The organism is Pantoea sp. App145 (genome assembly GCF_047947045.1).
Lineage (GTDB): Bacteria > Pseudomonadota > Gammaproteobacteria > Enterobacterales > Enterobacteriaceae > Pantoea.
The window spans coordinates 365,310-389,240 of record NZ_CP133292.1 but is presented as its reverse complement, the minus strand read 5'-3'; the positions used below and the strand labels follow the sequence as shown (position 1 = coordinate 389,240).

18 protein-coding genes are annotated in these 23,931 nt (G+C 54.6%); 14 read left to right on the top strand and 4 right to left on the bottom strand.

The genetic code is table 11. From position 1 onward, the window contains the following. Positions 1 to 23 precede the first annotated feature (23 nt). From RCF31_RS24785 to RCF31_RS24770, 4 genes are all read left to right on the top strand, one after another. Positions 24 to 1,226, top strand: a complete 1,203-nt coding sequence (locus tag RCF31_RS24785; RefSeq protein WP_416414175.1) for a pyridoxal-phosphate-dependent aminotransferase family protein — start codon at positions 24 to 26, stop codon at positions 1,224 to 1,226. Between the two features lie 379 nt (positions 1,227 to 1,605). Continuing rightward, positions 1,606 to 2,589, top strand: a complete 984-nt coding sequence (locus RCF31_RS24780) for an IS110 family transposase (RefSeq protein WP_416414174.1) — start codon at positions 1,606 to 1,608, stop codon at positions 2,587 to 2,589. Positions 2,590 to 2,762: 173 nt separating this feature from the next. Next, entirely contained in the window at positions 2,763 to 3,050 is a 288-nt protein-coding gene (locus RCF31_RS24775; RefSeq protein WP_416413963.1) for a damage-inducible protein J, read from the top strand. Next, complete coding sequence (locus tag RCF31_RS24770; RefSeq protein ID WP_416413962.1) at positions 3,047 to 3,178, top strand: hypothetical protein; 132 nt, start codon at positions 3,047 to 3,049, stop codon at positions 3,176 to 3,178. Before RCF31_RS24775 ends, RCF31_RS24770 begins: the two co-directional genes overlap by 4 nt. An 80-nt stretch (positions 3,179 to 3,258) precedes the next feature. On the opposite strand, the gene RCF31_RS24765 is transcribed toward RCF31_RS24770, so the two are convergent. From RCF31_RS24765 to RCF31_RS24755, 3 genes are read right to left on the bottom strand one after another with little or no spacing between them, the layout of a single operon-like run. Continuing rightward, positions 3,259 to 4,848 carry an ABC transporter substrate-binding protein gene (locus RCF31_RS24765; RefSeq protein WP_416413961.1) on the bottom strand — a complete coding sequence of 530 codons (1,590 nt, stop codon included), beginning with the start codon at positions 4,846 to 4,848 and terminating at the stop codon, positions 3,259 to 3,261. Between the two features lie 3 nt (positions 4,849 to 4,851). Beyond that, positions 4,852 to 6,537 carry a hydantoinase B/oxoprolinase family protein gene (locus RCF31_RS24760; protein WP_416413960.1) on the bottom strand — a complete coding sequence of 562 codons (1,686 nt, stop codon included), beginning with the start codon at positions 6,535 to 6,537 and terminating at the stop codon, positions 4,852 to 4,854. Next, on the bottom strand, positions 6,534 to 8,645 hold the full coding sequence (locus RCF31_RS24755; RefSeq protein ID WP_416413959.1) for a hydantoinase/oxoprolinase family protein: 2,112 nt from the start codon (positions 8,643 to 8,645) through the stop codon (positions 6,534 to 6,536). The genes RCF31_RS24760 and RCF31_RS24755 overlap by 4 nt, the downstream gene beginning before the upstream one ends. A 229-nt stretch (positions 8,646 to 8,874) precedes the next feature. On the opposite strand from RCF31_RS24755, the gene RCF31_RS24750 reads away from it, so the two are divergent. The 3 genes from RCF31_RS24750 to RCF31_RS24740 are packed head-to-tail and all read left to right on the top strand — an operon-like array spanning position 8,875 to position 12,437. Then, positions 8,875 to 9,864 (top strand): ABC transporter permease, encoded by a 990-nt coding sequence (locus RCF31_RS24750; RefSeq protein WP_416414173.1) that lies wholly within the window; start codon positions 8,875 to 8,877, stop codon positions 9,862 to 9,864. Further along, complete coding sequence (locus tag RCF31_RS24745) at positions 9,865 to 10,737, top strand: ABC transporter permease (protein ID WP_416413958.1); 873 nt, start codon at positions 9,865 to 9,867, stop codon at positions 10,735 to 10,737. Then, entirely contained in the window at positions 10,737 to 12,437 is a 1,701-nt protein-coding gene (locus RCF31_RS24740; RefSeq protein WP_416414172.1) for an ABC transporter ATP-binding protein, read from the top strand. Before RCF31_RS24745 ends, RCF31_RS24740 begins: the two co-directional genes overlap by 1 nt. A 108-nt stretch (positions 12,438 to 12,545) precedes the next feature. On the opposite strand, the gene RCF31_RS24735 is transcribed toward RCF31_RS24740, so the two are convergent. Next, a complete protein-coding gene (locus RCF31_RS24735) occupies positions 12,546 to 14,021 on the bottom strand; it encodes a Sapep family Mn(2+)-dependent dipeptidase (protein ID WP_416413957.1) in 1,476 nt (491 codons plus the stop codon). Between the two features lie 210 nt (positions 14,022 to 14,231). Between RCF31_RS24735 and RCF31_RS24730 the strand changes: the two genes are divergently transcribed. The 7 genes from RCF31_RS24730 to RCF31_RS24700 all read left to right on the top strand — a co-directional run bounded on the left by RCF31_RS24730 (position 14,232) and on the right by RCF31_RS24700 (position 23,893). Beyond that, positions 14,232 to 16,289 (top strand): hydantoinase/oxoprolinase family protein, encoded by a 2,058-nt coding sequence (locus tag RCF31_RS24730; RefSeq protein ID WP_416413956.1) that lies wholly within the window; start codon positions 14,232 to 14,234, stop codon positions 16,287 to 16,289. Continuing rightward, the gene (locus RCF31_RS24725) at positions 16,286 to 18,316 is read left to right on the top strand and encodes a hydantoinase B/oxoprolinase family protein (RefSeq protein ID WP_416413955.1); all 2,031 of its coding nucleotides are present in this window, start codon (positions 16,286 to 16,288) and stop codon (positions 18,314 to 18,316) included. Before RCF31_RS24730 ends, RCF31_RS24725 begins: the two co-directional genes overlap by 4 nt. Further along, positions 18,300 to 19,376: an ABC transporter substrate-binding protein gene (locus RCF31_RS24720; RefSeq protein WP_416413954.1), complete on the top strand. Its 1,077-nt coding sequence runs from the start codon at positions 18,300 to 18,302 to the stop codon at positions 19,374 to 19,376. The genes RCF31_RS24725 and RCF31_RS24720 overlap by 17 nt, the downstream gene beginning before the upstream one ends. After that, complete coding sequence (locus tag RCF31_RS24715; RefSeq protein ID WP_416413953.1) at positions 19,373 to 20,455, top strand: ABC transporter ATP-binding protein; 1,083 nt, start codon at positions 19,373 to 19,375, stop codon at positions 20,453 to 20,455. The genes RCF31_RS24720 and RCF31_RS24715 overlap by 4 nt, the downstream gene beginning before the upstream one ends. Beyond that, positions 20,455 to 21,321, top strand: coding sequence for an ABC transporter permease (locus RCF31_RS24710; protein WP_416413952.1), 867 nt, complete (start codon positions 20,455 to 20,457; stop codon positions 21,319 to 21,321). The genes RCF31_RS24715 and RCF31_RS24710 overlap by 1 nt, the downstream gene beginning before the upstream one ends. Further along, entirely contained in the window at positions 21,314 to 22,120 is an 807-nt protein-coding gene (locus tag RCF31_RS24705) for an ABC transporter permease (protein ID WP_416413951.1), read from the top strand. Before RCF31_RS24710 ends, RCF31_RS24705 begins: the two co-directional genes overlap by 8 nt. 426 nt (positions 22,121 to 22,546) lie before the next feature. Beyond that, a complete protein-coding gene (locus RCF31_RS24700; RefSeq protein WP_416413788.1) occupies positions 22,547 to 23,893 on the top strand; it encodes an ISNCY family transposase in 1,347 nt (448 codons plus the stop codon). The last annotated feature ends 38 nt before the right edge of the window (positions 23,894 to 23,931 follow it).

Below are 23,931 nucleotides of genomic sequence, written 5' to 3'. Positions count from 1 at the left end.
TGAACAAGCATGTTTTCACCCAGATGAATCCCCCTCAGCGTCTGTTAATGGGACCCGGTCCGATCAATGCAGATCCTCGTGTATTGCGGGCGATGTCAGCACAACTTATTGGGCAATATGACCCGGCCATGACGGCATATATGAACGAAGTCATGATGCTGTATCGTTCGGTGTTCCGCACCACGAACCACTGGACCTTGTTAGTGGATGGGAGTTCCCGCGCGGGTATTGAGGCGATCCTGGTGTCGGCCATTCGGCCAGGCGATAAAGTTCTGGTGCTTGTTTTTGGTCGCTTCGGGCATTTATTATGTGAAATCGCCCGTCGTTGCCAGGCGGAAGTTCACACCATTGAGACGCCCTGGGGGACGGTGTTTACACCAGATCAGATCGAAGATGCCATCAAACGCGTTCGTCCAACCATGTTGTTAACCGTGCACGGTGATACCTCAACCACCATGCGACAACCACTGGAAGAATTAGGGGCAATTTGCCAACGTTATGGCGTACTTTTTTATACTGATGCCACCGCCACTCTCGGCGGAAATCCCCTCGAAACGGATGCATGGGGTTTAGATGCTGTCTCCGCCGGGATGCAAAAATGCCTGGGCGGCTCCGCCGGAACATCGCCGGTTACGCTGAGTGAGTCGATGGCTGACTACATCCAGCGACGTCGCCATGTCGAAGAAGGCATACGCGATGACAGACATTATGATGGTGACGAACCCATCATCTCTTCTAATTATTTCGATCTCGCCATGATCATGGATTACTGGGGTAGTGAACGGCTTAACCACCATACCGAGGCAACATCAGCGCTGTATGGTGCGCGCGAGTGTGCCCGCCTGATTGTGCAGGAAGGCCTGGATGCGGGCATCGCCAGACATGCGCTGCATGGCGAAGCGTTACGTGCTGGGGTTGAGGCGATGGGGCTGGACGTATTCGGTGACCCTCAGCATAAGATGAATAATGTGCTGGGTATTAATATTCCTGACGGCCTGCATGACCAGCAAATCCGCGAATGTATGCTTAACGATTTCGGCATCGAAATCGGCACCTCATTCGGCCCATTAAAAGGCAAAATGTGGCGTATCGGCACCATGGGCTACAACGCCCGTAAGGATTGCGTACTGCAAACCCTCGCGGCACTGGAAGCGACCATCAACCGATATGGCTATAAAACCGTGCAGGGAAAAGCCATGGAAGCTGCGTGGAATAGGTATTCCTGATTACATAGCCAGGCTCAATGTTATCAGGCGTCGCTACGTGAAATCTGAGAAAAGAGCAGGGGAAAATCCTGCGGAATTTTGCCGTAGCGGCGCGATTTATCGCGCATCGTCCAGCGATGATGAGGGAAAACCCGCGTGATAAATTGCGCCGCTTGTATCTTGAAAGTGTTGCTGGTTAGCTACCAGTAACACGAAACGGAGGAAGCTTGTTGCGCCGCTCAGGAGAAAATCCTGCATCGTAGTTTAAGCCCTCCGTTTCTCCTTTCACGCCAGCATCTACTCTGAACGGTAACCAGAAGTCTGAACGGTAACCAGAAGCTCTGACTTCGTATGTACAAGGCAAGATGGCGTGATGGTTCATGTGAAAGGGAGTTATCTGATGATTTATCTCGGTATCGATGTCAGTAAAAACAAACTCGACCTCTGCCTGTTGCCCGGCAACGGCAAAAAGAAAACCAAATCCATGAAGAACCAGCCCGGTGCGGAGCGTGAGATATACGACTGGCTCCTCATGCAGAAGTGCCCGCCTGAGCAGGTCACTGCGGTGCTGGAAGCCACCAGTGTCTACCACGAGAATGTGGCGTTCGGGCTGCATGAAAACACCCCCGTCACGGTCTGCATGGGGAATCCTCAGCGGGTCAGGGAATTTGCCCGTGGGATCGGTATGCTCACCAAAAATGATACCGCCGATGCCTGGGTGCTGGCCCGTTACGGTGAGCTGAAACAGCCCGATGCGTGGGTGCCACCGTCACCTGAAGTGCGTAAGCTGCGGGAACTGATGCGCCTGCGGGACTCGCTTCAGGCGGATGTGCAGCGGGCAGTAAACCGGCTGGAAAAAGCCCATTCAACCCGGACGTCACGGGAGGTCATCGACTCCCTGACGAGAACCCGGAAAGCGAATGAGGAAGAACTGAAGCGTATTGAAGCCCTCATCTCAGACCACACGGATAATCATCCGGGTCTGAAAGAGGACCGCGAGCTGCTGGAATCGATAAAAGGCATAGGCAGCGTGGTGGGAACGACAATGCTGGCAGTGCTGCACTCGTGCCCGTTCCGCAGTGCGTCGCAGGTCGCATCGTGGCTGGGGGTGGTGCCGGTAGAGAAGACATCGGGAAGTTCCGTGAGGGGGCTTGCGCGGATGTCCAAAACGGGCCCGGCGGATGTGAGGGCGAAACTGTATATGGCTGCGGTGGTGGCGTCGAGGTGGAACGGTCCGGCGAGAGCGCTGTATGAGAGATTACTGGCGAAAGGGAAAGCGAAAAAGGCCGCGCTGGGTGCATTGATGCGCAAGCTGGTGCATCAATGCTTCGGTGTGCTGAAAACCCGGATGAAGTGGGATGAAAACTACGTAGCTACCGCTTGACGTTCAAGACGGTAGCTACGGGCCAGGTGCTGTCTGGGGTCTGTGCGGATATCATATTTAACATAATAGGTGAGCAGTAGTTTAGCTGCGTAATGAGTTTCGTATACGGGGATGGCTCTAAAATGGTTTACCCTCATAATGACAACACAAACGACACCACAAGAGACAACATTATGAGCAGCACTATTCATTTTCGGATAGATGATGAAACGAAACGTTTGGCCATGCTTGCTGCGGAGCGCCAACACAAGAGTCTTACCGACCTCATGCGTCAGCGGGCAGAAGAGCTGGCAGCAGAAGAACTCCGATTTCAAAACAGTGATCATGAGCACTGGCTGGAGCAACAGATAGCTCACGCGTTCAATCGCCATAACTCTGGTGAAGGCGAATACCTTAACAATGATGAAGTGACAAAACACATGGATGATTTGCGACAACGAGCTGCTCAGGGGAAATTGTGACCACGCATATTGTCTGGGAAAGACGCGCGCTGACTGACAGAGAAAACATTTTTCTTTACCTGAACAAAGAAGCAGGTGCTTTAGTCGCCATTGCTGCCGATGACAGGCTCGCAGAGATGGTGAGTTAGTCTCTTCGTTTTCATTCCTATCGTTTTAGCCTCTCAATGCCCAAGTAAAGCCGCAAGTAGCACGGCTTTGCTTGAATTGATCACTGCTTCTCTAACCACACCTGCGACAAATTGCCTTCGATGCCATCGGCAGTCACAGAATGATCGTGCACTTTGCGGTTATAGATGGTGATGAACTGCGGGGAAATAAGATTGATGTCCGGCAGCTCCTGTTCAACGATTTTCTGAAACGTTTTGAACTCTTCTACACGTTTCTGCGGATCATTTTCTGTTTGTGCGGCCTCCAGTAAGCGGTCGACTTCCGGGTTGTGATAATCGGAAGCATTAGAAAACGGCACACCTTTGCGGAAGTTCTTCGACCAATAGATACGCTGCACGCCAACCGTTGGGTCATAGAGATTGCTGTGGCCATTGATGGTGAATGAGAAATCTCTGTCGGTGTAAATGCGACGTACGAAGCTGGAAAGGTCTTGCGCACGCAGCGTGACCTTGATGCCTATTTTCGCCAGCGCGGAACGGGTGTATTCAGCCGTTTTACGTAAATCCTCAGAGATTGGATTGTAATCCAGCGTGACGCTGAACCGCGTGCCGTCGCTGCCTTTAAGATAGCCTGCCTGATCAAGCAGTTCGTTGGCTTTCTTGATATCAAAGTCGTAAGGCGACGGAGAAGGATCATTATACTCTTTGATGCCTGGTGCAATCGGTGACGCGGTCACTTGCCCTAAGCCAAAATAGGCCACTTGAAGAATCACATCACGGTTAATCGCATGGGCGACAGCCTGGCGTACGCGCAGATCTTTGAAGTGAGGATCGTCCAGATTGAACTGAAGCGAACTGACATTATAAGAGTAGCTGTTACCCTTGGTTTCGAATCCTAACTGCGGCAAACTCTTGAGACGTGAGACATCATTCAGCGCCACCGGAGTGCGGTAACCGAGGTCAGCATCCCCAGTTTCAAATGCCACTGAACGTGCTGCGGCATCCGGAATAAATTTTACGACCAATTGATCGAGGTAAGGCCGGTTCTTATCCCAGTAATTAGGGTTACGCTTATAAAGTATGTAGCTGCCACGCACCCATTTATCGAACACATAGGGTCCGGTGCCTATGGGGGCGTTGTTGTGCGGATTGGTCAGAGGATCGCTGCCTTCATAGATGTGCTTCGGTACGATGGGTGACTCCGCTGCGGCGAAGGCTTTGATCAGATAAGGCGCGGGTTTGGAAAGCACTAACACCGCGGTAAGCGCATCTGGAGTTTCAACCTTTGTAACGTTGGCAAACGTGCTGGATGCCCGTGGATGAACCTTTTTCAGCAACTCAATGGAATAGGCGACATCCGCCGAGGTGAAATCCTGGCCATCATGCCACTTAACATTGGGACGCAAATGGAAGGTATAGCGCGTTCCGTCAGGGCTGACTTCCCAGCTTGTTGCCAGTTGCGGCTGTGGATTGAGATTAAAGTCGTAGCTGAGCAAGCCTTCTGTCACTTTTGCACTGACACTCAACGCGGGTGTTGCCACTGTGGTCAATGCAATGAGAGCAGGAGGTTCGTAATTCAGAACGACATTCAACGTGCCGCCTTTTTGCGGGTCGGCGGCGTGCGCAACGTTCCCCAGTAGCGTGGTGCTCAATGCAACGGCCAGCAGAGACTGGCGAAATGATTTCAACATGGTTTATTTTACTCTGTCTGATTGTGGGGCGTTATACCCATGTAATTCAGCTGCCGCATCGGTGCTGATAAGCTGGTTGTCGATATCGCGATGCAAGTTTGTCGATTGACGCTCCAGTGGATTTCCCAGACCTCCGCCGCCAGGTGTTTCAACGATTAAGTGGCTTCCCGGTGGAATAATTTGACGGCCTTTACCCGATAATGTCTCCCCGGTCGAGAGCGTGACACGTCCCGGCGCACCTGCTAATCCACCTTCGGCACCTTGAGCCGGGAAGTGAATGCGATCCCATGCCGCACCAAGTTCCATTGGCAGATCCTGACGATGCGAAAGCTCAATGATTTGCCCCAGACCGCCGCGTTGCGCACCTGCACCACCGGAATCCTGTCGATACTCTTTGCGCCAGAACACGACCGGGCTAATAGATTCCAGGATTTCCAGTGAAACGTTACGCACGCCGCTGGGAAATGAGGTGGTGGAAAGTCCATCAAGATTAGGACGTGCACCGGTGCCACCGGTCGAGAAGCTGGTAATGGAAAAACGCGGCTGCGTGAGAGTGTGGGTAGCATCGTATTCCGACAAAATATGCCCACCAGAAAGCTGGATGTTCCACAGGCATGAAGCGCCTTCCGCTGGCACTTCTCCGGGGCGGGCCTGGCGTAGGCAGTTGAACACCACGTCGGGTAGCATCTGACCAATAATATGACGCGAGGTTACCGCGGCAGGATAGGGCGCGTTGAGTATTGAACCTTCCGGCGCATCAATTTTGATGACGCCGAGCGATCCGGCATTGTTGGGGATATCTGCACCAATCAGGCAGCGAATACCAAATGAGGTGTAGGCATCGGTATAGGCTTTAACCACGTTGATGCCTTTGGCAACAAAACCTGCGCTGCCAGCAAAATCAACGTGGATGCCATCGTGGCTAAGCGTCAGCTTAGCCTGCAAACGGAGCGGCTTATCGTAGCCATCAACCCAGAGTTCGCTTTCCCAACTGCCGGTAGGCCAGCTGCGTACCGCTTCCAGCATGGCCTGTTCCGAACGTTCAAGAATGTATTCACCCACGTCTTGCAGATTGGGCAACGTGAACTCATCCAGTAATGTGATCAACCGACGCGCGCCCACATCGTTACAGGCCACCAGCGCCAGAAAATCACCTTCTACCTGCGCAGGTTCGCGGACGTTGGCTTTTACGATATTCAACACGGTTTCATCAAGCTTACCGGCATGAATGAATTTGATGATCGGCAAGAACAATCCTTCATGCCAGATTTGCTGGCCGTCAGGGCCAGGGCCGAGGCCACCAATATCAATGACATGCAGGGTTGAAGCAAACAGAGCCACCGGTCGATCGTGATAAAAGACCGGTGTGACCATGGTGATGTCATAAAGATGCCCGGTGCCTTTCCACGGATCATTGGTCACCAGTACATCGCCAGGTTGCAACGTATCGATGGGGAACACTCTCAGAAAGTGTTTTACTGACTCGGCCATCGAATTGACATGCCCCGGCGTGCCAGTGACAGCCTGCGCAACCATACGTCCGTCAGGCAAAAATACTCCCGCTGACAGGTCGCCAGCTTCACGTGTTGCTGTGCCGAAAGCGGTACGAATTAATGCCTGCGCCTGCTCTTCCACCACTGAGATCAAGCGATTCCAGATGACCTGATATTGAATAACGTTCTGGCTCATTGCACAGCTCCTGACGGGGTTTGACGTTCCAGCACCAGATGCCCTTTACGGGTGCTACTGACAGAAAACAACTCATCCACCAGCGTGGTGGTTTCCGGATCGACAACCAACAACGGACCCGGCAAATTGCTGCCATTACTCAAGTGGCTGCGAGCGTAAACCGGAAGGTTGATACGACGTTGCTGCTGGAAGGAGAAGACATCGCGATCGGGGTAAACGGAGGCGTCGTTAGATTGCGCCGGTTGCGTCGGGGCAGCGATGGTGGGGGCGGGTGCCGATGCGGTAACCGTCCAACTGATGGCCTCGACCGCAACGTGATCCAGGCTGCGACCGTAAAGCTGACGGTAAGTCAGGGTAAAGCGCTCGTGCAGCGCAGCTAATCCTTGCTCATCGAAACGGTTTCCCTCAAGAGGAATAGGCACTTCATGGCCCTGGCCGGCATAGCGCAGGTAGACGCTGCGCTCCAGCGAAACGTCTGCACTTTCGTCGGCCTGTTGCACAATGTGCCGCGCTTGTTCACTGAGTGTTTCCAGCACGTTATTGACGGCGGTGAAATCGGGATTATCTAAACGCTGATAGAAGCTGCGTACGGCCTGATAAGAAACCGGTGCCCATAAGAAACCTAACGCTGAACCCACACCAGCAGCATGTGGAATGATCACACGGTTGATGCCCAACTTGCTGGCAAGACGAGCAGCATGCAAGGGCGCCGCGCCGCCAAAGGCGATCAACGTATAGCTGTCAACCTGCTTGCCTGATTCACTGGCATGCACGCGCGCGGCATTTGCCATATTCTCGGCAATAATCTCTGTTACGGCTAACGCAGCCTCATCAGTCGGCAGCGCTAGCGGCTCACCGATCTGTTTATCAATCGCGGCCGCCGCTTTGCTGACGTTCAACTCAACTTTGCCGCCAGCAAACGTAGCAGGATCGAGGAGTCCCAATTGCGCATTGGCGTCCGTAATCGTGACAAGTTCACCGCCAAGATTGTAACTGATCGGCCCTGGCGAAGATCCTGCGCTGTCGGGCCCCACTTGCAGGCGATGCAAATTATCAATGCGTGCAATAGAACCGCCTCCCGCACCAATCTCCACTAAATCAATAACGGGAATACGGATTGGCAAGCCCGATCCCTTTTGGTGACGGTGCACGCGGCCAAACTCGAAACTGCGGGAGATTTGCGGCTGGTACTGATCAATAAAGCAAATTTTGGCCGTGGTTCCGCCCATGTCAAACGACAGCACTTTGTTCAAATTGAGCTGCGCTGCAATGTTGCTGGCGAGGATAGCGCCACCCGCTGGACCCGATTCGACCAAACGCACCGGTTCACTGATACCATTTTCCAGCGTAGTGATGCCGCCACCCGACGTCATCAGGTAGGGTTGAACACGTAAACCACGATCGCTCAGTTGTTGCTTCAAGCGATGCAGGTAGCCTGCCACCAGCGGCTGTACATAGGCATTCGCAGAGACCGTTGAAAGTCGCTCATATTCGCGGATCTCGGGGCAGACATCGCTGGAGAGTGAAATCGTTACATCTGGAAGGAGATTGCGCAGCAGTTCAGCGGTGCGTTGTTCGTGCTGCGGATTGATGAAACTTTGCAGATATCCAATGGCTACGCTTTCAATCTGATGGGCAAGCAGTTCGCTGGCAAGGGCAACCACCTGAGCTTCGTTTAACGGAATACGAATTGTGCCTTGCGAATCAATACGTTCCTCAACGGTAAAACGCCATTGTCGCTCAACCAGAGGACGCGGTTTTTGCAGGAAAACATCGTATTGGGCAAAGCGGTCCTCCTGTCCGATTTCAACCAGGTCACGAAAACCTGCGGTAGTGATTAATGCAGTACGCGCACCCTTGCGCTCGATCAGAGCATTGGTAGCCAGCGTCGTCCCAAGAATCAACAGATCGATATCTTCGAAAGTCAGTGAAGCCTGATTAAGTACATCACTGATACCGGCGATTACAGCACGTTCAGGCGCGTCAGCGCTGGTAAGGATTTTAGCTGAGTGTTGATTGCCGCCCTGCAATAACACGATGTCGGTGAACGTTCCCCCGACATCGACAGCAACACGGTTCACTGGTTTTACTCCACGTCTTTCTGACATGCCTTCGCCTTTAAAATATAAATAAAAAGTTGAGGGCATAATTAACCGATATCAAACAGGTTTAAACCAATGAGTATTTCGGGTTAGCTCATCCATTTTGTGCATAAGCTGGCTTATTTCTGAGATATCTATTTCTCGGATATCGATTGCACAAATTATTGTTAAGCCAGAAAAACATCGCCTGTTAGTTTCGCTGCTCATCACTCATTCTGATCCAAGGACGCTGGCTATGCAGCGAGAACGCCATTGGCTGCTTTCATTTATGTGTAAAACTGCACTTCAGGTTGTGCCGACGTTAATTGGTATCTTGCTGATCATGTTTATTATCCTGAAAGCGATCCCCGGTGATGCCGTGGATGTTCTGGCCGGCGAGTCAGGCGGCGCAAGTGCAGCCAGCATGGCGCTGATGCGTGAGCAATACGGTTTGAATCTGCCAGGCTGGCAACAATTTATCAACTGGGTCAGCCATATAATCCAGGGCAACCTAGGATATTCACCGCGATTTAATACGCCAGTGACAACGCTGATATTATCACGTTTACCCGCCACGCTGATTTTAATGATTGCTGCTCAGTTTGTCGCTTTAATTATTGGCATACTCTTTGGCATAATAATGGCGTTATTTGTCGGTCGCTGGCCGGATCGCTTATTGTCTCTGGCAGGCCTTCTTCTTTATTCTTTGCCGGGCTTCTGGATTGGATTAATGCTGTTAGTGCTGTTTTCTGTTCATCTGGGATGGTTACCCAGCAGCGGTAATATGACCATCGGTGCTCATTTACATGGCTGGGAATATATCAGTGATGTCGTCTCTCACGCCATATTACCGGTCTTTTCACTCGCCAGTTTCTTCCTTGCGATTTACGCACGCCTGACACGCGCCGCGATGCTGGAAATCGCACATCAGGATTTTGTGCGCACCGCCCACGCCAAAGGACTGTCGCCTTTGCGTGTCACGCTGGTTCATGTTCTTCGTTGCGCGCTAATCCCGCTGGTCACCGTCAGCGGCATGCATATTGCCACATTGCTCAGCGGTGCCGCCGTGGTGGAAACCGTGTTTTCATGGCCGGGCTTGGGCCGGCTGGCACTTGATGCAGTGATGGCTCGCGATGTGAATATTCTGTTAGGCATCCTGCTTTTCTCATCACTGATGGTTCTTTTGGCCAATTTTGTCGTGGATTTAATTCACGCCTGGCTTGATCCCCGAATTGCGAGACCATAAATGGCAACGCTGCTGACTCTTTCTGAACACACTTCTGTTGGCCATCGTTCACTGCGCCACTTTCTGCGCAATCCTGCTGGTATTTCAGGATTGGTGATTTTATTGCTTGTCGTGGTGATGGCGGTGATAGCGCCCTGGCTGTATCCCGGCGATCCGCTGGATATGGTGGCTTCGCCCCTGATGGTTCCTGGAGCGGATTTTGCCTGGCCGCTGGGAACTGATGCAATGGGGCGTGATCTTGCGGCGGGTATTTTCCATGGCGCACGCGTTTCTCTGTTGATTGGGCTGGGTGCGACGCTGATTGGCTTGGCAGCAGGCACCGTAATAGGGAGTTTGAGTGGCTACTACGGCGGGATAATCGATAACATTTTGATGCGGATCACCACGCTATTTCAAACCATGCCACCCTTTTTACTGGTGATCATTATTCTGGCCATTTCAACGCCGTCCGTTGCGCTGATCATTTTCAGCATAGGCATCACTACCTGGCCGACGATTGCGCGCCTGGTGCGCGCTGAGTTTCGTAGCCTGCGCGAATCGGATTTTGTGCTGGCGGCGCACTGCCAGGGCTTTTCTGCTTGGCACATCATTTTTAGGGAAATGCTGCCCAACGCATTGCCTGCCATCATCGTCACCTCGTCAGTGATGGTGGCCTCGGCCATTTTGATGGAGGCTGCACTTTCCTTTCTTGGCCTGGGGGATCCGAATGTTGTGAGCTGGGGATTTCTAATTGGCAGCGGCCGCGAAATGTTGCGCACCGCGTGGTATTTGACTGCCGTTCCAGGGATCGCATTAGTGGTCACGTTACTTGGACTTAACCTACTGGGCGATGCTTTAAACGATGCCTTTAACCCGCGACTGAGTGAACAATGATGCAATCGCTTCTTTCCGTTGAAAACCTTCAGGTTCACTTTGGCAACCATGCTGTGGTTAAAGGTGTCAACTTCAGTGTGGCGCAGGGCGAAATGCTGGCGCTGGTTGGCGAGTCAGGTAGTGGCAAGTCGGTCACCGCGCTGTCAATTATGGGGTTGCTCGCCAAACAGGCAGCAATAAGTGGCCGGGTCATGTTTGAGGGGCGCGATCTTTTAAACCTGCCGAAACCGGCGTTCCGCGCATTGCGCGGCGATCATCTCTCGATGATCTTTCAGGAGCCGATGACGTCTCTCAATCCGGTTTACAGCATCGGTGCACAGATAGCCGAAACTTTGCGGGTACATCAACGCCTGTCACGTCAGCAGGCACGTAACCGGGCGATTGAGTTATTAGCCTTGGTTGAGATTCCCGATCCTGCGCGGCGCGTGGATGACTTCCCGCATCAATTGTCCGGGGGCCAGCGACAGCGCGTAATGATTGCCATGGCGGTCGCCTGCGAACCAAAACTATTAATCGCAGATGAGCCAACCACTGCGCTTGATGTCACCGTGCAGGCTAATATCATGGCGCTGTTAGATCGACTACGGCGCGAGCTCTCTCTTAGCGTATTAATGATCACCCACGATCTGGGTTTGGTCTCCCAATGGGCAGATAAAGTCGCAGTCATGCATAGCGGAAAAATCGTTGAACAGGGCGATACTGAGGTGATTTTCAGTCATGCCCGGCATGATTACACGCGCGGCTTGATGGCGGCCTCATTGATGGGGGAACAAAATCTTCATTACCGTCAGCGGCTGTTGACTGAAATACGCCACAACGGTGAGGCAGAATTTCGCCTTCACCAGCCGGAGATGCTGACATTTCCGCCAGTGCAGAGTCTGGCAGACAGGCGCCCACTGCTGTCAGTTCGGAATTTAGATGTCAGCTATGCACAAGGGCGCAAGCGTGTGCCCGCGCTAAAAGAGGTCAGTTTCGATCTGCATGCGGGAGAAACGCTGGGCTTAGTTGGAGAATCCGGTTGTGGAAAATCCACGCTATCCCGCACTCTGCTGCGGCTCATACGCCCGGACGATGGTCAAATTCAATTAGATGGGGCTGATATCGCGCAGCAGCCTGAAGCAGCGCTGAAGAATTTGCGTAAAAGCGTGCAGATGATTTTCCAGGATCCCTATGCATCGCTTAATCCTCGACACACTATCTTCACCATTCTGGATTCTGTGCTTCGTTTGCACGATGCCGCTCCTGCAGCTCAGCGCTTGCAGCGCATACTCACAATGTTGGATCGCGTCGGGTTACCCCGTCAGTCCCTTGACCGCTACGCGCATGAGTTTTCAGGCGGTCAGAGACAACGCATTGGCATTGCGCGTGCGCTGATTGTTAAACCGCGATTGGTGATATGCGATGAGGCGGTTTCGGCTTTGGATGTTTCCGTACAGGCGCAAATTCTCAATTTACTGCTGGAAATGAAGCAGGAATTGGGTCTGAGTTATTTGTTTATTTCCCACAACCTTGCAGTAGTGCGTTATATGTCGGATAGGGTGCTCGTTATGAATCAGGGGGAAATAGTTGAGAGCGGAGATGTTGAGCAGGTTTGGCATAATCCGCAGCATTTCTATACTCAGCAATTGCTCTCAGCCGTTAATAAATCCCATGCGCAGCCTAATCACCACTTCATTACATCAGACCCCGTTTCAGCTTGATAAAACGTTTGTTCAAGAGAAGCTTCAAGTTTGAGCATTCTCTCAGTGAGCTGGCATTGGAAATAGGTGCCTTGGCGCGTGCGTCCGTTATCTGATGCAGCGACAGGGTTATCCCTGCGCAATCAGATAACTATCCAACCTTATCAACGCGATCACATATTTCGGTAATGCATCCAACAGCGATGGCAGATGGATCGTCTCGTCGGCACCGTGCGGCAAACCGTGTCCCTCAGGCAAAAAGTCTGGCGTGTTAACCGCAGTTTTCCGGTAGCCGGGGCCAAAGGTGATGGCGTTCGGCAGCTTCTTTGAATGGGTCACGCCGCCCATGGCATAAGGACGATCGTCATTGCCGGTGGTGTCATTCCATACTTGCTGCAGCAGGGAAATCACCGGGTGCGATGCCGGCAGGAAAAACGGTGCCACGTCGCGCCAGTCGGGATCGAGCGTAATGGTGGTGGCGGCTAACTGCTGCTGCAGCAATTCGACGATCTGCTCACCGCGCCACGAAACCGGATAACGGATATCACAATCAATGCGTAGCGTGTCAGCGTGATGGCTGTACCACACGCCTGCGTTCAGTGTCAGTTTGCCGGACTCCTCATCTTCCAGTCCCAAGCCGGCGCTCTCGCCATACGGTGAAGCAAATAGCGTCACCAGTGTTTCCGCCAGCTGACGCTCGTGATCGCCCAATAATTCCAGCTCGACCAGCGCCGCGAGCAGCACCTGGGTAGCATTCAGCGTACCGTCTGGGAAGGCGGCATGCCCACCGTTGCCGCGCGCTTCCAGCGTGAACGCACCATCCTTTTCAGGTTTGATGGACAGGTTGGCTGCGGCAACGCACTGCATAGTCGGCAGTTTTTCAATGATGGCATGTGGATCGGCCTTCACTATTCGCACGCTGGCGAAATCCGGCACGCTATTGCTGGCAGAGCCGGCTACGATATCCGCCAGCACGCCCGACTCAGCGACATTCAGGGCAAAGCTCAGCTGTCCTTTCTGCGCATTGTTCACCGGAAACATGCCATCAGTGACAATCGAATACTCGGGCACCGGACCGTTCTTCGCGAACCATGCCATGTCTGCCATGTTGGTCTCTTCTGCCAGACCATAAACGATACGCAGATTGTGATGCAGCGGGATACCCAGATCGCGGATCAGCTTTAACAGATAGAAATTAAGCACGCCGGGACCTTTATTATCTGCGACGCCGCGACCAATGACAAAATCGCCGTGCTGCGTCAGGGTAAAGGGCGGAAAAGTCCAGTTGTCACCCGCAGGTACCACATCCAGATGATTGATAAGCCCGATGTCACGCGCGTGCTCGCCATAAACCACGGAACCAGCAAAGCCCTGATGCTGCTCGGTTTTAAATCCGCCCTGCTCAGCCAGCTCTAACACTTGCTGCAAAATCTGCGCGCACTCGGGGCCAAAAGGCGCATCTGGCGCTGCAAGATCGGCACGGCTGATGCTGGGAATGGCAATCCATTGGGCCAGGTCATCGGTTAATGCGGCACGGTGCTGCGCGACCCATTGCTGAATCTGTGGCAACAGCGCGCGCTCTTGAGGTGATATCGACGCAGACATAAGGTTTCTCCTTCAATTTATGCACAACATAAAACATTCCATCGCGCTGGCTTAGATGCATTTGCGCGAACCATTGCTACCACGCAGCTAAGCACCTCCTCATGCAAATATCAGCAAAGCTTAGTCATTTTTATTGTTCGTATTGCATGGCAAAGCAACGGAGATTAACGCCTTAATAAGCTAAGTCACCAGTAATGCAGGAGAATTAAGGTGGATAACAGCCCCGCAGCCGGAGCGACAGTCGGCGTGGATGTCGGAGGAACTTTTACCGATTTTGTTTTATTTGATCCGCAACGCCAGCAACGCTTTTTCCATAAACAACCCAGTACGCCTTCCGACCCTGCTCTGGCGGTGAGTGACGGACTGAGCGCTTTGCTGCAAAAAAGCGGCCTGCCCGCCAGCGAATTGTCGCTGGTGCTGCATGGGACCACGTTAGGCCTCAACGCCATTATTCAGCGGCGCGGTGCGGACATTGCGCTGGTCATCAGCAGCGGTTTCCGCGATGTGCTGGAGATCGCGCGTGCGCGTATGCCGTCTTCTTTTGATTTTCATGCCGATCGCGAGCCACCTTTTTTACCGCGTCAGCGCGTGCTGGAGATCCCGGCGCGTTTTAGTCCTGCCGGTGAAGTGACGCAATGGCCAACCGAGGCGGAACTGACAAAAGTGTCGTCCGGGGTTTTACAACTCAACGTTAGCGCGGTGGCGCTGGTGACCATTAACGGTTATGCCAATCCAACGCGTGAAGCGGAACTGGCAAGCGCGCTGGCTGCGAAGTTAGGCGCTATTCCGGTGCTCTCATCGGCGCAGTTATGGCCGGAGATTCGTGAATATGAACGCACACTGGTCGCCGGGCTGAATGCCTATATTCAGCCGCTGATGCAGCGCTACTTTAACCGGCTGAGCGATTTGCTCGCGCAGCAGGCGATTGACGTTCCCTTACTGATCACCGCGTCCAACGGCGGCGTGCTGCCGCTCGACGCTGCGCAACAGCGCCCGGTTGACACGTTGCTGTCCGGACCGGCATCGGGCGTGATTGCTGCGGCTCATCTGGCGTCGGGTGCAGGCTTTGTCTCCTTTGATATGGGCGGCACCAGCAGCGATATCTCGCTGTCGGAGCAGGGCGAGATCGAGCGCGTCAACCGCACAGAGATTGGCGGCCTGCCGCTGATTCTGCCAGTGGTCGGTGTTTCAGCGATTGGTGCCGGCGGCGGTTCTATCGTGCATGTTGATAATTTCGGCATTCTCAAGGTCGGCCCTGAAAGCGCGGGTGCCGAACCCGGCCCGGTTGCTTATCAGCGCGGCGGAACGCAGCCCACGCTGACCGATTGCTATCTGGTGAGCGGCATCCTGTCCGCCGATGCGGCGCTGGCGGGTACTATTGTGCTGGATCATGCCGCCGCGCACCGATCACTGAGCAAACTGGGCGAAACATTAGGACTTGATGCCGAGCAGGTGGCAAGCGGCGCTATCGAGGTGGCAACGGCGCAGATGGCGACCGAACTGAACAAAGCACTGGCGCAGCGCGGTTTGACTGCCGATGGATTAACGCTGATCCCCTTTGGCGGCGCGGGTCCGACGCACACCAACTTTTTCGCCGAAGAGGCGGGCATCAACCACATTCTGGTGCCGCTGCGTCCTGGTACTTTCTGCGCTGAGGGTGCGATCAGCGCCGATATTCGCCGCGATTTTGTGCGCAGCCTGCGCATTAACGTCACGCCGGAAAGCTACGGCAAAGTTGCCGGCACCGTTGCGGAGTTGCATCAGTTGGCAAAAACGTGGTTTACCGAACAGGCCAGCCGCCTGAGCGAGCGCGCCCATTATCAGGTGGAAGCGGATATGCGTTATGCCGGACAGGCTTACGAACTCAGCGTCAACCTCGGGAGCCCGGAAACCCTCTCGCATCACCTGTTGCTGGAACATTTTCAGCAGATGCATCAGCAGCGTTATGGCTTCAACACGCCTGAAGCGACCATTGAGCTCACCACGTTGCGCTTGTCGCTGAATGCCGCGCTACCGCGTCCGACAGACAAGCCTTTTAACGCAGAGGTTGAGATTCATGAGCCACTTTCGCGATCACTTTTTCTGCGAGGAGCTTGGGTGAATGCGCGTATCTGGCAGCGTGTGAACATAAATAAGCAGAGCCAAATCGCCGGTCCTGCGGTGATTGAGCAGGACGATACCACTACGCTGATCCTACCTGGCTGGTCGGCGCGCACCGATGGCAGCGGCAATCTGCTGATCGCTCGTGTAACGGGAGACGCGTCATGAAACTGGATGCCATCACCCTCGAAATCCTCAACCAAAAACTCACCGCACTGACCGAAGAGATGTGCCACATCCTGCAGCGCACCGGACGCACGCTGTACGTCAAGGAAACCGCTGATTTTTGCTGCGCGGTCGCCGATCTACAGGGCCGCTTCTTCGCTTATCCGAAAGGCATTGGCGTCTCCGGCTTTGTCGGCCTGAATGCGTTAACCGCTATTCAGGCAATTGGCGACGTCGCGCCCGGCGATGTGATTCTGACTAACGACCCCTGGCGTTCGCGCGGACTGGCGACGCATCTGCCGGATTTGCAGGTGCTGGCGCCTTGGTTTATTGATGGCGAGCTAGTGGCTTGGGGCTGGGCTTTTCTGCACGCTTCCGACGTTGGCGGGCGCGTGCCGAGCAGCATCTCGCCTACCAACAGCGATATTTATCAGGAAGGGCTGCAAATTCCCCCGGTTAAGCTGGTGCGCGCGGGTGAACTCAATCGGGATGTGATGAACATTCTCACCGCCAATAGCCGTACGCCGGATGCGATAGCTGGCGATATTCAGGCGATGCTGGCTGCGCTCAATGCCGGTCGCGATCGCCTTAATCGCATCGTGGCGCAGCATGGCGTTACCAATGTTGTGCAGGCGCAGCAGGATTTACAGGCTTACTCGGCTATACGCGCGCGTCAGGTGTTGCGCCGCATTCCTGACGGCGTTTACCAGTTTGAAGATTATCTTGATGACGCCGCGGGCAGCGGCTTGCCGGTGCGACTCGCCATCACCGCCATCTTCAACGATAGCAACGTGCATCTCGATTTTACCGGTAGCGATGCACAGGTGGCGGCGGCAATCAACATTCCCAGCCATGGCGATCCACATGCGTGGCTAACGCTGCGCATTCTGGCACTGGTGTGCACGCTAGACAAGACCGTGCCGTTGAATGCCGGTTTACTCGAGCCGGTGACGCTGTTTGCACCCGCCGGATCGCTGGTCAATCCTCATTATCCAGCGGCAGTGGGCGTACGCCACGCGGCGGCGGTACGTGTCAACGATTTGCTGAACGGTTTGCTGGGGCAGCCGTTGCCAGAAGTGATGCCCGCCGCCAGCGGGGGCACCATTATTCCGCTGGTGATCGCAGAAGTGGCACGCAATGGCCGCGAGCAGAATGTGCAGGTGATCGAACCGATGGTCGGCGGCGGCGGGGCGCGGCAGGGGCGCGACGGCATCGACGGACGCGATAACAGCATCTCAAACCTGGCGAATAATCCGGTGGAGATGGTTGAAGCGGAAACCCATATCGAAATCCGCCAGTACGCACTGCGACCCGGTTCGGCCGGTGCAGGACAATGGCGCGGCGGCATGGGGCAGCAGATCCGGGTGCGAATTCTGCAGAATGACAGCACGCTACTGGCGCGAGGCATGGAGCGCATGCTGTTCCAGCCGTGGGGCGTGCAGGGCGGTCAGCCAGGACAATCCACTACGCTGACGCTTAATCCTGATGTCTCTGGTGGTCAGCCGCTTGGCAAGATCGATCTACTGAGCGTCAACGCCGGTGACGAAGTGCTGCTGCAGACGCCCGGCGGCGGAGGCTGGGGCGATGCCTTCAAGCGCGATGTGCTAGCGGTGCAAAACGATGTCGATAACCATTTGCTGAGCTACACCGATGCGGCGCAGCACTATGGCGTGGTGCTTACCGATAAGGGCATAGATTCGGTTGCTACCGCCGCCTTACGCAGCCAACCGCGTGCGGTTTCATCCTCTTTCGGCGAGGCGCGCGATAACTGGCAGACACTGTTCGATGGCGATCTGCTGACGCGGCTCAATCAGCTGCTCTATTCACTCAGTCCGGCTGAGCGCCAGCGACATCGCTCAGCGGTGTTTGCCGCCGCGTTAGCGCAGTTACCGGCAGATTTTCCCCGTTCAACTTCTTCCGCGGTCGAAACTGCTCGCCAGGCGTTTACCGATGCGCTGCGCGCACTGGAAGGTGAACTTTCAGCGTCAATTACATCAATACCAGGAGATGGCCATGCGCCGATTAAATAACAAAAAAATCCTGCTCACCGCACTGGTGGGCATCTTGTTCAGCGGTGCGGTGAGCGCGGCTGAAACCTCCGACTCGGTGATCGTTGGGGTTTACGGTGGTGACTGGGAGAAAAATATCCGCGCTTCCGGTCTGGAGCAGTTTGCTAAAGATAATCACCTGAAGCTGACCGTGGTGCCGGGCGCCGATGCCGAATGGTTTGCCAAGTTGCGTGCCGCCAAAGGCCGTCGCTCGCCATATGACGTAGTGGTGTTCCAGCCCGATACGGTTCAGCGCGCGCAGGCGGCGGGATTGCTACAGCCGCTGGATGCCAAAGACATTCCTAACCTCAACAATCTGTATAAGAGCGTGCAGTCGCGCTTTGTTTATGACAATCAAACTTACGCCGCCGCATTCAGCCTCGGCCAGCTCGGGCTTGCTTATCGCAGCGATCTGGTGAAAACCCCGCCGAAAAGCTGGCTCGACTTGTGGAATCCTGAATATAAAGGCCACGTCGCGATTTCATCACCGACTTACGCTGCCGGTTTGCAGTTCTTCGCGGGCCTGGTGCATGCGTTAGGCGGCGAGCTCAATCAGCCTGCCGCAGTGGATAAAGCCTTCGCCAAGCTCGCGGAACTGCGCGGCAATGCAGTGGCTTTTCCGGATAGTCCGGGCGCGATTCAAACCCTGCTGGAGCGCGGCGATGCCTGGGTGGTGCCATACTGGGATGGCCGTGTGTTTGCGCTGAAGCAGCAAGGCATGAAAGTGGATTTCGTCTATCCGTCCGATGGCCCGGTTGTCGGCGCAGCGAACTGGGTCATTCCAAAAGGCGCACCGAACCTCGCTAATGCCTACAAAGTGGTTAACGCCATGTCTGCGCCAGAAGTGCAGAAAGCCTTCTCCGATAAATCACTGTATGGCATGACCAACAAGGATGTGCAATACAGCGATAACCTGAAAAAGCAGGTTAAAGTGGGCGAAGAGGCGTACAGCAAACTGATCTGGATCGATTACAGCACCGCTACGCCAAATCTGGCGGACTGGACGCGTCGCTGGAGCCAGGCACTGGGTGGTGCGAAATGAGTTCAGTCGTCATTGACGGCGTAGCGCGGCAGTTTGATAACCACCGCGCCCTGAATGACGTCAGCATCACCATTGAGCAGGGCGAGTTTTTCTCCCTGCTTGGCCCGAGCGGTTGCGGTAAAACCACACTCTTAAATATTATCGCCGGATTTTTGTCGCCCAATAGCGGGCGCGTGTTGATTGGTGGCAAGGATGTCACCGCGCTACCGCCGTATCAGCGCCACATAGGCATGGTGTTTCAGAACTACGCGCTATTTCCGCATCTGAGCGTGGGCGATAACGTCGCGTTTGGGCTGAAGGTGCGCAAAGTGTCGCGCAGTGAACAGCAACTTCGCGTCACCGAAGCCCTAAAGCAGGTGCGACTGGAAGGACTGGCGCAGCGCATGCCGCATCAGCTTTCCGGCGGGCAGCAACAGCGCGTGGCAATTGCACGCGCGCTGGCGATTGAACCGCAAGTACTGTTGCTGGATGAACCGCTGTCGAACCTGGATGCGCGCCTGCGCAAGGAAATGCAGGATGAGCTGCGCGCGTTGCAGCAGCGCGTTGGTATCACCACGGTGCTGGTGACGCACGATCAGGAAGAGGCGCTCACTCTGTCGGATCGCATTGGCATTCTCGGTCAGGGCGAGGTGCAACAGATTGGCACGCCAGCTGCGCTCTATCGCCAGCCTGAGAATCGTTTTGTCGCCGAGTTTGTCGGACAGGCCAATCTGTTCCATGTCGCCGCGCAGAATGGGCTTTATCAGGCACGCGATCACTTCGTTGCCGCCGGTGAAGCGCTGCAGCTGGCCGCCACGCAACCGGCAAGCGCATCATCATTGCTGATTGTACGTCCGGAGCGTGTGCAATTCTCCAGTGAGCCTCAGCAATTTGCCAGCAACGGCAGCGTTGCCAGCGTGAAAGAAGTGAGTTTCGCCGGTGCAACCTTACGATTGTTATGTCAGTTGCCGGGCGGCGGCGAGATCAGCGTGCAGCCCTCGGAAGCGCATTTTTCACAACTGCCCGCGCCGGGCGATCGCTGCTATCTGCACTGGCAACCTGCGGACGTCATCGTGCTGCCTGCACCGGAGCGCGCCTGATGAAAATTGCTACGCGTAATCTGTTTCCCTGGCTGCTGCTTACGCCATCGTTACTGTTTCTGCTGCTGTTTTTGCTGGTACCGCTGTTGCTGCTGTTCGACCAAAGCCTGACCAACGTTGATAACCTGCTCAATCCGCTGCCGGGTTACAGCCTGGCGCAATATGTGACGGTATTTGCCGATCCGCAGTATCTGCATGCGCTCTGGACCACGCTGTGGGTTTCACTTCTGACCGCCGCCATCACGGTGCTGCTGGCGTGGCCGGCTGCATGGCTGCTGGTGACAACGCACAGGCGCCGCTGGCGCACGCTGCTGTATGTCATCCTGATTTCTCCGTTGCTCACCAGCGTGGTGATTCGCACTTTCGCCTGGATTGTGCTGCTGGCGCAGAACGGTTTGATTAACGGCTTCCTGCTGTTCACCGGCCTGATTCCGCAGCCGCTCAGCCTGCTGTGGAACATGAATGCGGTAATTATCGCCTATGTGCAGGTGATGTTGCCCTTTGCCGTACTGCCGTTGATTACCTCTCTGAATGAAATCGCGCCCTCGCTGCGGCTGGCAGCGATGAGTCTGGGGGCCACGCCAGCGATGACGTTCCGCCGGGTGGTGTTGCCTTTGACGCTGCCCGGCATGCTCACCGGTTTCATCATCGTCTTCTCTCTCGCGGCGGGCAGCTACATCACACCATTGCTGATTGGTGGACGCTTACAGCCGTTGCTGCCAATCGCCATTTATCAGCAGGCGATGCAGATCGCCAACCTGCCGCTGGCGGCGGCGCTATCGTTAACGTTACTGGTGATGACCTTGATTGTCGCCGGGATTGCGGGTGCGTTTCTGAAACGCTGGGAAAAGAAAAACCATGGATAACTATCGCAGTCTGCCGCAGCGACTGACACAGTTCGGCGTGACGCTGGCGGGCATTATGATTTACGTCTTTTTAGCACTGCCGGTGCTGGTGATTGTGCTCTCGGCGTTTAGCCCGGAACCTTATCCGCAGTTTCCGCCGCAGGGATTCTCTTTGCGCTGGTTTAGCGCGCTGCTGCAGGATGACGGCTGGGTCGCATCGCTTGGGATCAGCGCGTTACTGCTTGTGATCGTCACGCCGGTCACTGTGCTGCTCGGCACCTTTGGCGCCTGGTCGCTGGCGCGGCTGGAATTCCGCTATCGTGAAACCTTGCAGGCTTTTATTCTGTCGCCGCTGATGATCCCGCAAGTGGTGCTGGGTATTGCACTGCTCTATGTACTCACGGCGGCGGGCATAGCCGGGATGATTAGCGGTCTTGTAATTGGTCACGTGGTGGTGGCGCTGCCGTATGTGGTGCGCACCGTCAGCGTAAGCCTTGCGGCGATGGATAAGCGGCTTGAAGCTGTTTCGATGAGTTTGGGAGCAGGGCGCTGGTATACGTTTCGCCACGTTACGCTGCCGCTGATTAGGCCCGGTATACTGGCCGGAGGGGTATTTGCGGCGGTAACCTCGTTTGGTGAAGTTTCAGTAAGCCTGTTTCTTAGCGCGCCAGATACTATCACCGTGCCGGTTCGGGTATTTAACTATGTCGATCAGACTTTTGATCCTACGGTGAATGCTATATCAGTGATCTTTATTATCTTCGCGGTGCTGATCTTAATGGCGATTGAGAAAACTATTGGATTAGTCAAGTTAAGTTAGCTCGTTATCTTATCGCCACCACAATTTGAAAATAACGGGACAGTTGTGCATTAATTAACAGAGTATGCACATACTGATTTAACTCAAAATTTCTAGAGTTAAAAGAGTAAATAGCATCTATACGTGCGATTTACTGCCAGAACTCAACTTTTTACTAAATTATAATGTCGCTGCTTTTTGTGGCGATAAATCATTGTAAGAGGTTTTTTGGCATCAAGTCTAATTATCTCAGTATCAATCAATTCATAACACCCCGTAGAAATGGTGCATGTCTAGATACGAAATTTAACATAATTCACGTTATACGCAATACATGTGTTACTCCAAAGCGCTAATGTCGTACGGAACAATTTACAGATTTCGTCCCTGAACTAGTCTTAAATTTCCTCAGGCTCAGCTCAGGATGCAGACTTTATGTTGGTGACCATGACAGATAAAGATCTATACCGGCTCGGCATCATTCAGCGCGTTCACGACCGCACGCTGCTCCAGCGCGAAGCCGCACGCCTTCTCGAGCTCACCGTGCGTCAGGTGCAGCGTGTTCTGCGGCGTTACCGTGAACATGGTGCGGCATCGATTGTATCAGAACGTCGCGGGCGTCCCGGCAACAACCGCATTCCCGAAGATTTACGTTGCGCCGCACTGCATCTGATCCGGCAACACTACGCGGATTTTGGCCCGACTCTGGCCACCGAAAAGCTGCTTGAACGACACGGTATTCCGGTCTCCGTCGAGACTGTCCGCAACTGGATGATTTCAGACGGACTCTGGCGGCCACATTCACGTCGTCAGGTTCATATTTATCAGCCACGGCACCGGCGCGACTGCACCGGAGAACTCGTTCAGCTGGACGGTTCCCACCATGCCTGGTTTGAGGATCGCGCACCGAAGTGCTGCCTGCTCGTGTACGTTGACGATGCCACCGGCCGACTGATGCACCTTCGCTTCTGTGATTCAGAATCTGCGTTCGACTATATGACGGCAACGCGGGAGTATATTGATTTACATGGAAAACCCGTCGCATTCTACAGCGACAAGCACGCCGTTTTCCGCGTTAACGGGACGGACGCACGCCGCAGCGGCACCACGCAGTTTGGCCGGGCGCTGCGCGATCTGAGCATCGAACTCATCTGTGCGAACAGCAGCCAGGCCAAAGGCCGCGTGGAGCGTGCCAACCAGACGCTGCAGGACCGGCTCGTGAAGGAGCTGCGGCTGCAGAGCATCAGCTCCATCGGAGAAGCGAACCGCTGGGTTGCAGGCTTTATCGATGACTTTAACCGGCGCTTTGCGCGCCCGCCTAAGTATCCGAAGGATCTGCACCGTCCGGCGGGCCTAACGCAGGAAGAGCTGGACGATATCTTTGCCTGGCAGGACCAGCGGAAATTATCAAAATCGCTTACTTTTCAGTATGATAAAATGCTTTATCTCATTGAACCCTCTGATGCCAATACCCGCATCGCGGGTGAGAAAATCACGGTATTCGAATATCCTGACGGCAGGATCAGCTTTCGTTATGCTCACCGCGAGCTGAGTTATCAGGTTTTTGACAAGCTGTCCTGCGTGGATCAGGGTGAGATCGTCGATAACAAACGCCTCGGAACCGTACTGCGGCTGGCGCAGGAAAAACAGGATGAGCTGGAAGCTGAAGGGAAACGCTCACGCAGCAAAAAGATGCCGCGACGGCGGGCGCAGCAACGCGCACTTGAAGCGCTGAGGGCGATCAATCCGGTGCTGGTCAGCCCGGAGGACTTTGTCTCTGACCTGAAACGCTGATGCCCTTCCCCGGCCCGCTTCAGCGGACACAACGCCAC

What these genes read in the sequence shown, in the direction of transcription:
- RCF31_RS24785 (WP_416414175.1), top strand. Translation starts at nt 24, where the DNA reads ATGAATCCCCCTCAGCGTCTGTTAATGGGACCCGGTCCGATCAATGCA.
- RCF31_RS24780 (WP_416414174.1), top strand. Translation starts at nt 1,606, where the DNA reads ATGATTTATCTCGGTATCGATGTCAGTAAAAACAAACTCGACCTCTGC.
- RCF31_RS24775 (WP_416413963.1), top strand. Translation starts at nt 2,763, where the DNA reads ATGAGCAGCACTATTCATTTTCGGATAGATGATGAAACGAAACGTTTG.
- RCF31_RS24765 (WP_416413961.1), bottom strand. Translation starts at nt 4,848, where the DNA reads ATGTTGAAATCATTTCGCCAGTCTCTGCTGGCCGTTGCATTGAGCACC.
- RCF31_RS24760 (WP_416413960.1), bottom strand. Translation starts at nt 6,537, where the DNA reads ATGAGCCAGAACGTTATTCAATATCAGGTCATCTGGAATCGCTTGATC.
- RCF31_RS24755 (WP_416413959.1), bottom strand. Translation starts at nt 8,645, where the DNA reads ATGTCAGAAAGACGTGGAGTAAAACCAGTGAACCGTGTTGCTGTCGAT.
- RCF31_RS24750 (WP_416414173.1), top strand. Translation starts at nt 8,875, where the DNA reads ATGCAGCGAGAACGCCATTGGCTGCTTTCATTTATGTGTAAAACTGCA.
- RCF31_RS24745 (WP_416413958.1), top strand. Translation starts at nt 9,865, where the DNA reads ATGGCAACGCTGCTGACTCTTTCTGAACACACTTCTGTTGGCCATCGT.
- RCF31_RS24740 (WP_416414172.1), top strand. Translation starts at nt 10,737, where the DNA reads ATGCAATCGCTTCTTTCCGTTGAAAACCTTCAGGTTCACTTTGGCAAC.
- RCF31_RS24735 (WP_416413957.1), bottom strand. Translation starts at nt 14,021, where the DNA reads ATGTCTGCGTCGATATCACCTCAAGAGCGCGCGCTGTTGCCACAGATT.
- RCF31_RS24725 (WP_416413955.1), top strand. Translation starts at nt 16,286, where the DNA reads ATGAAACTGGATGCCATCACCCTCGAAATCCTCAACCAAAAACTCACC.
- RCF31_RS24720 (WP_416413954.1), top strand. Translation starts at nt 18,300, where the DNA reads ATGCGCCGATTAAATAACAAAAAAATCCTGCTCACCGCACTGGTGGGC.
- RCF31_RS24715 (WP_416413953.1), top strand. Translation starts at nt 19,373, where the DNA reads ATGAGTTCAGTCGTCATTGACGGCGTAGCGCGGCAGTTTGATAACCAC.
- RCF31_RS24710 (WP_416413952.1), top strand. Translation starts at nt 20,455, where the DNA reads ATGAAAATTGCTACGCGTAATCTGTTTCCCTGGCTGCTGCTTACGCCA.
- RCF31_RS24705 (WP_416413951.1), top strand. Translation starts at nt 21,314, where the DNA reads ATGGATAACTATCGCAGTCTGCCGCAGCGACTGACACAGTTCGGCGTG.
- RCF31_RS24700 (WP_416413788.1), top strand. Translation starts at nt 22,547, where the DNA reads ATGACAGATAAAGATCTATACCGGCTCGGCATCATTCAGCGCGTTCAC.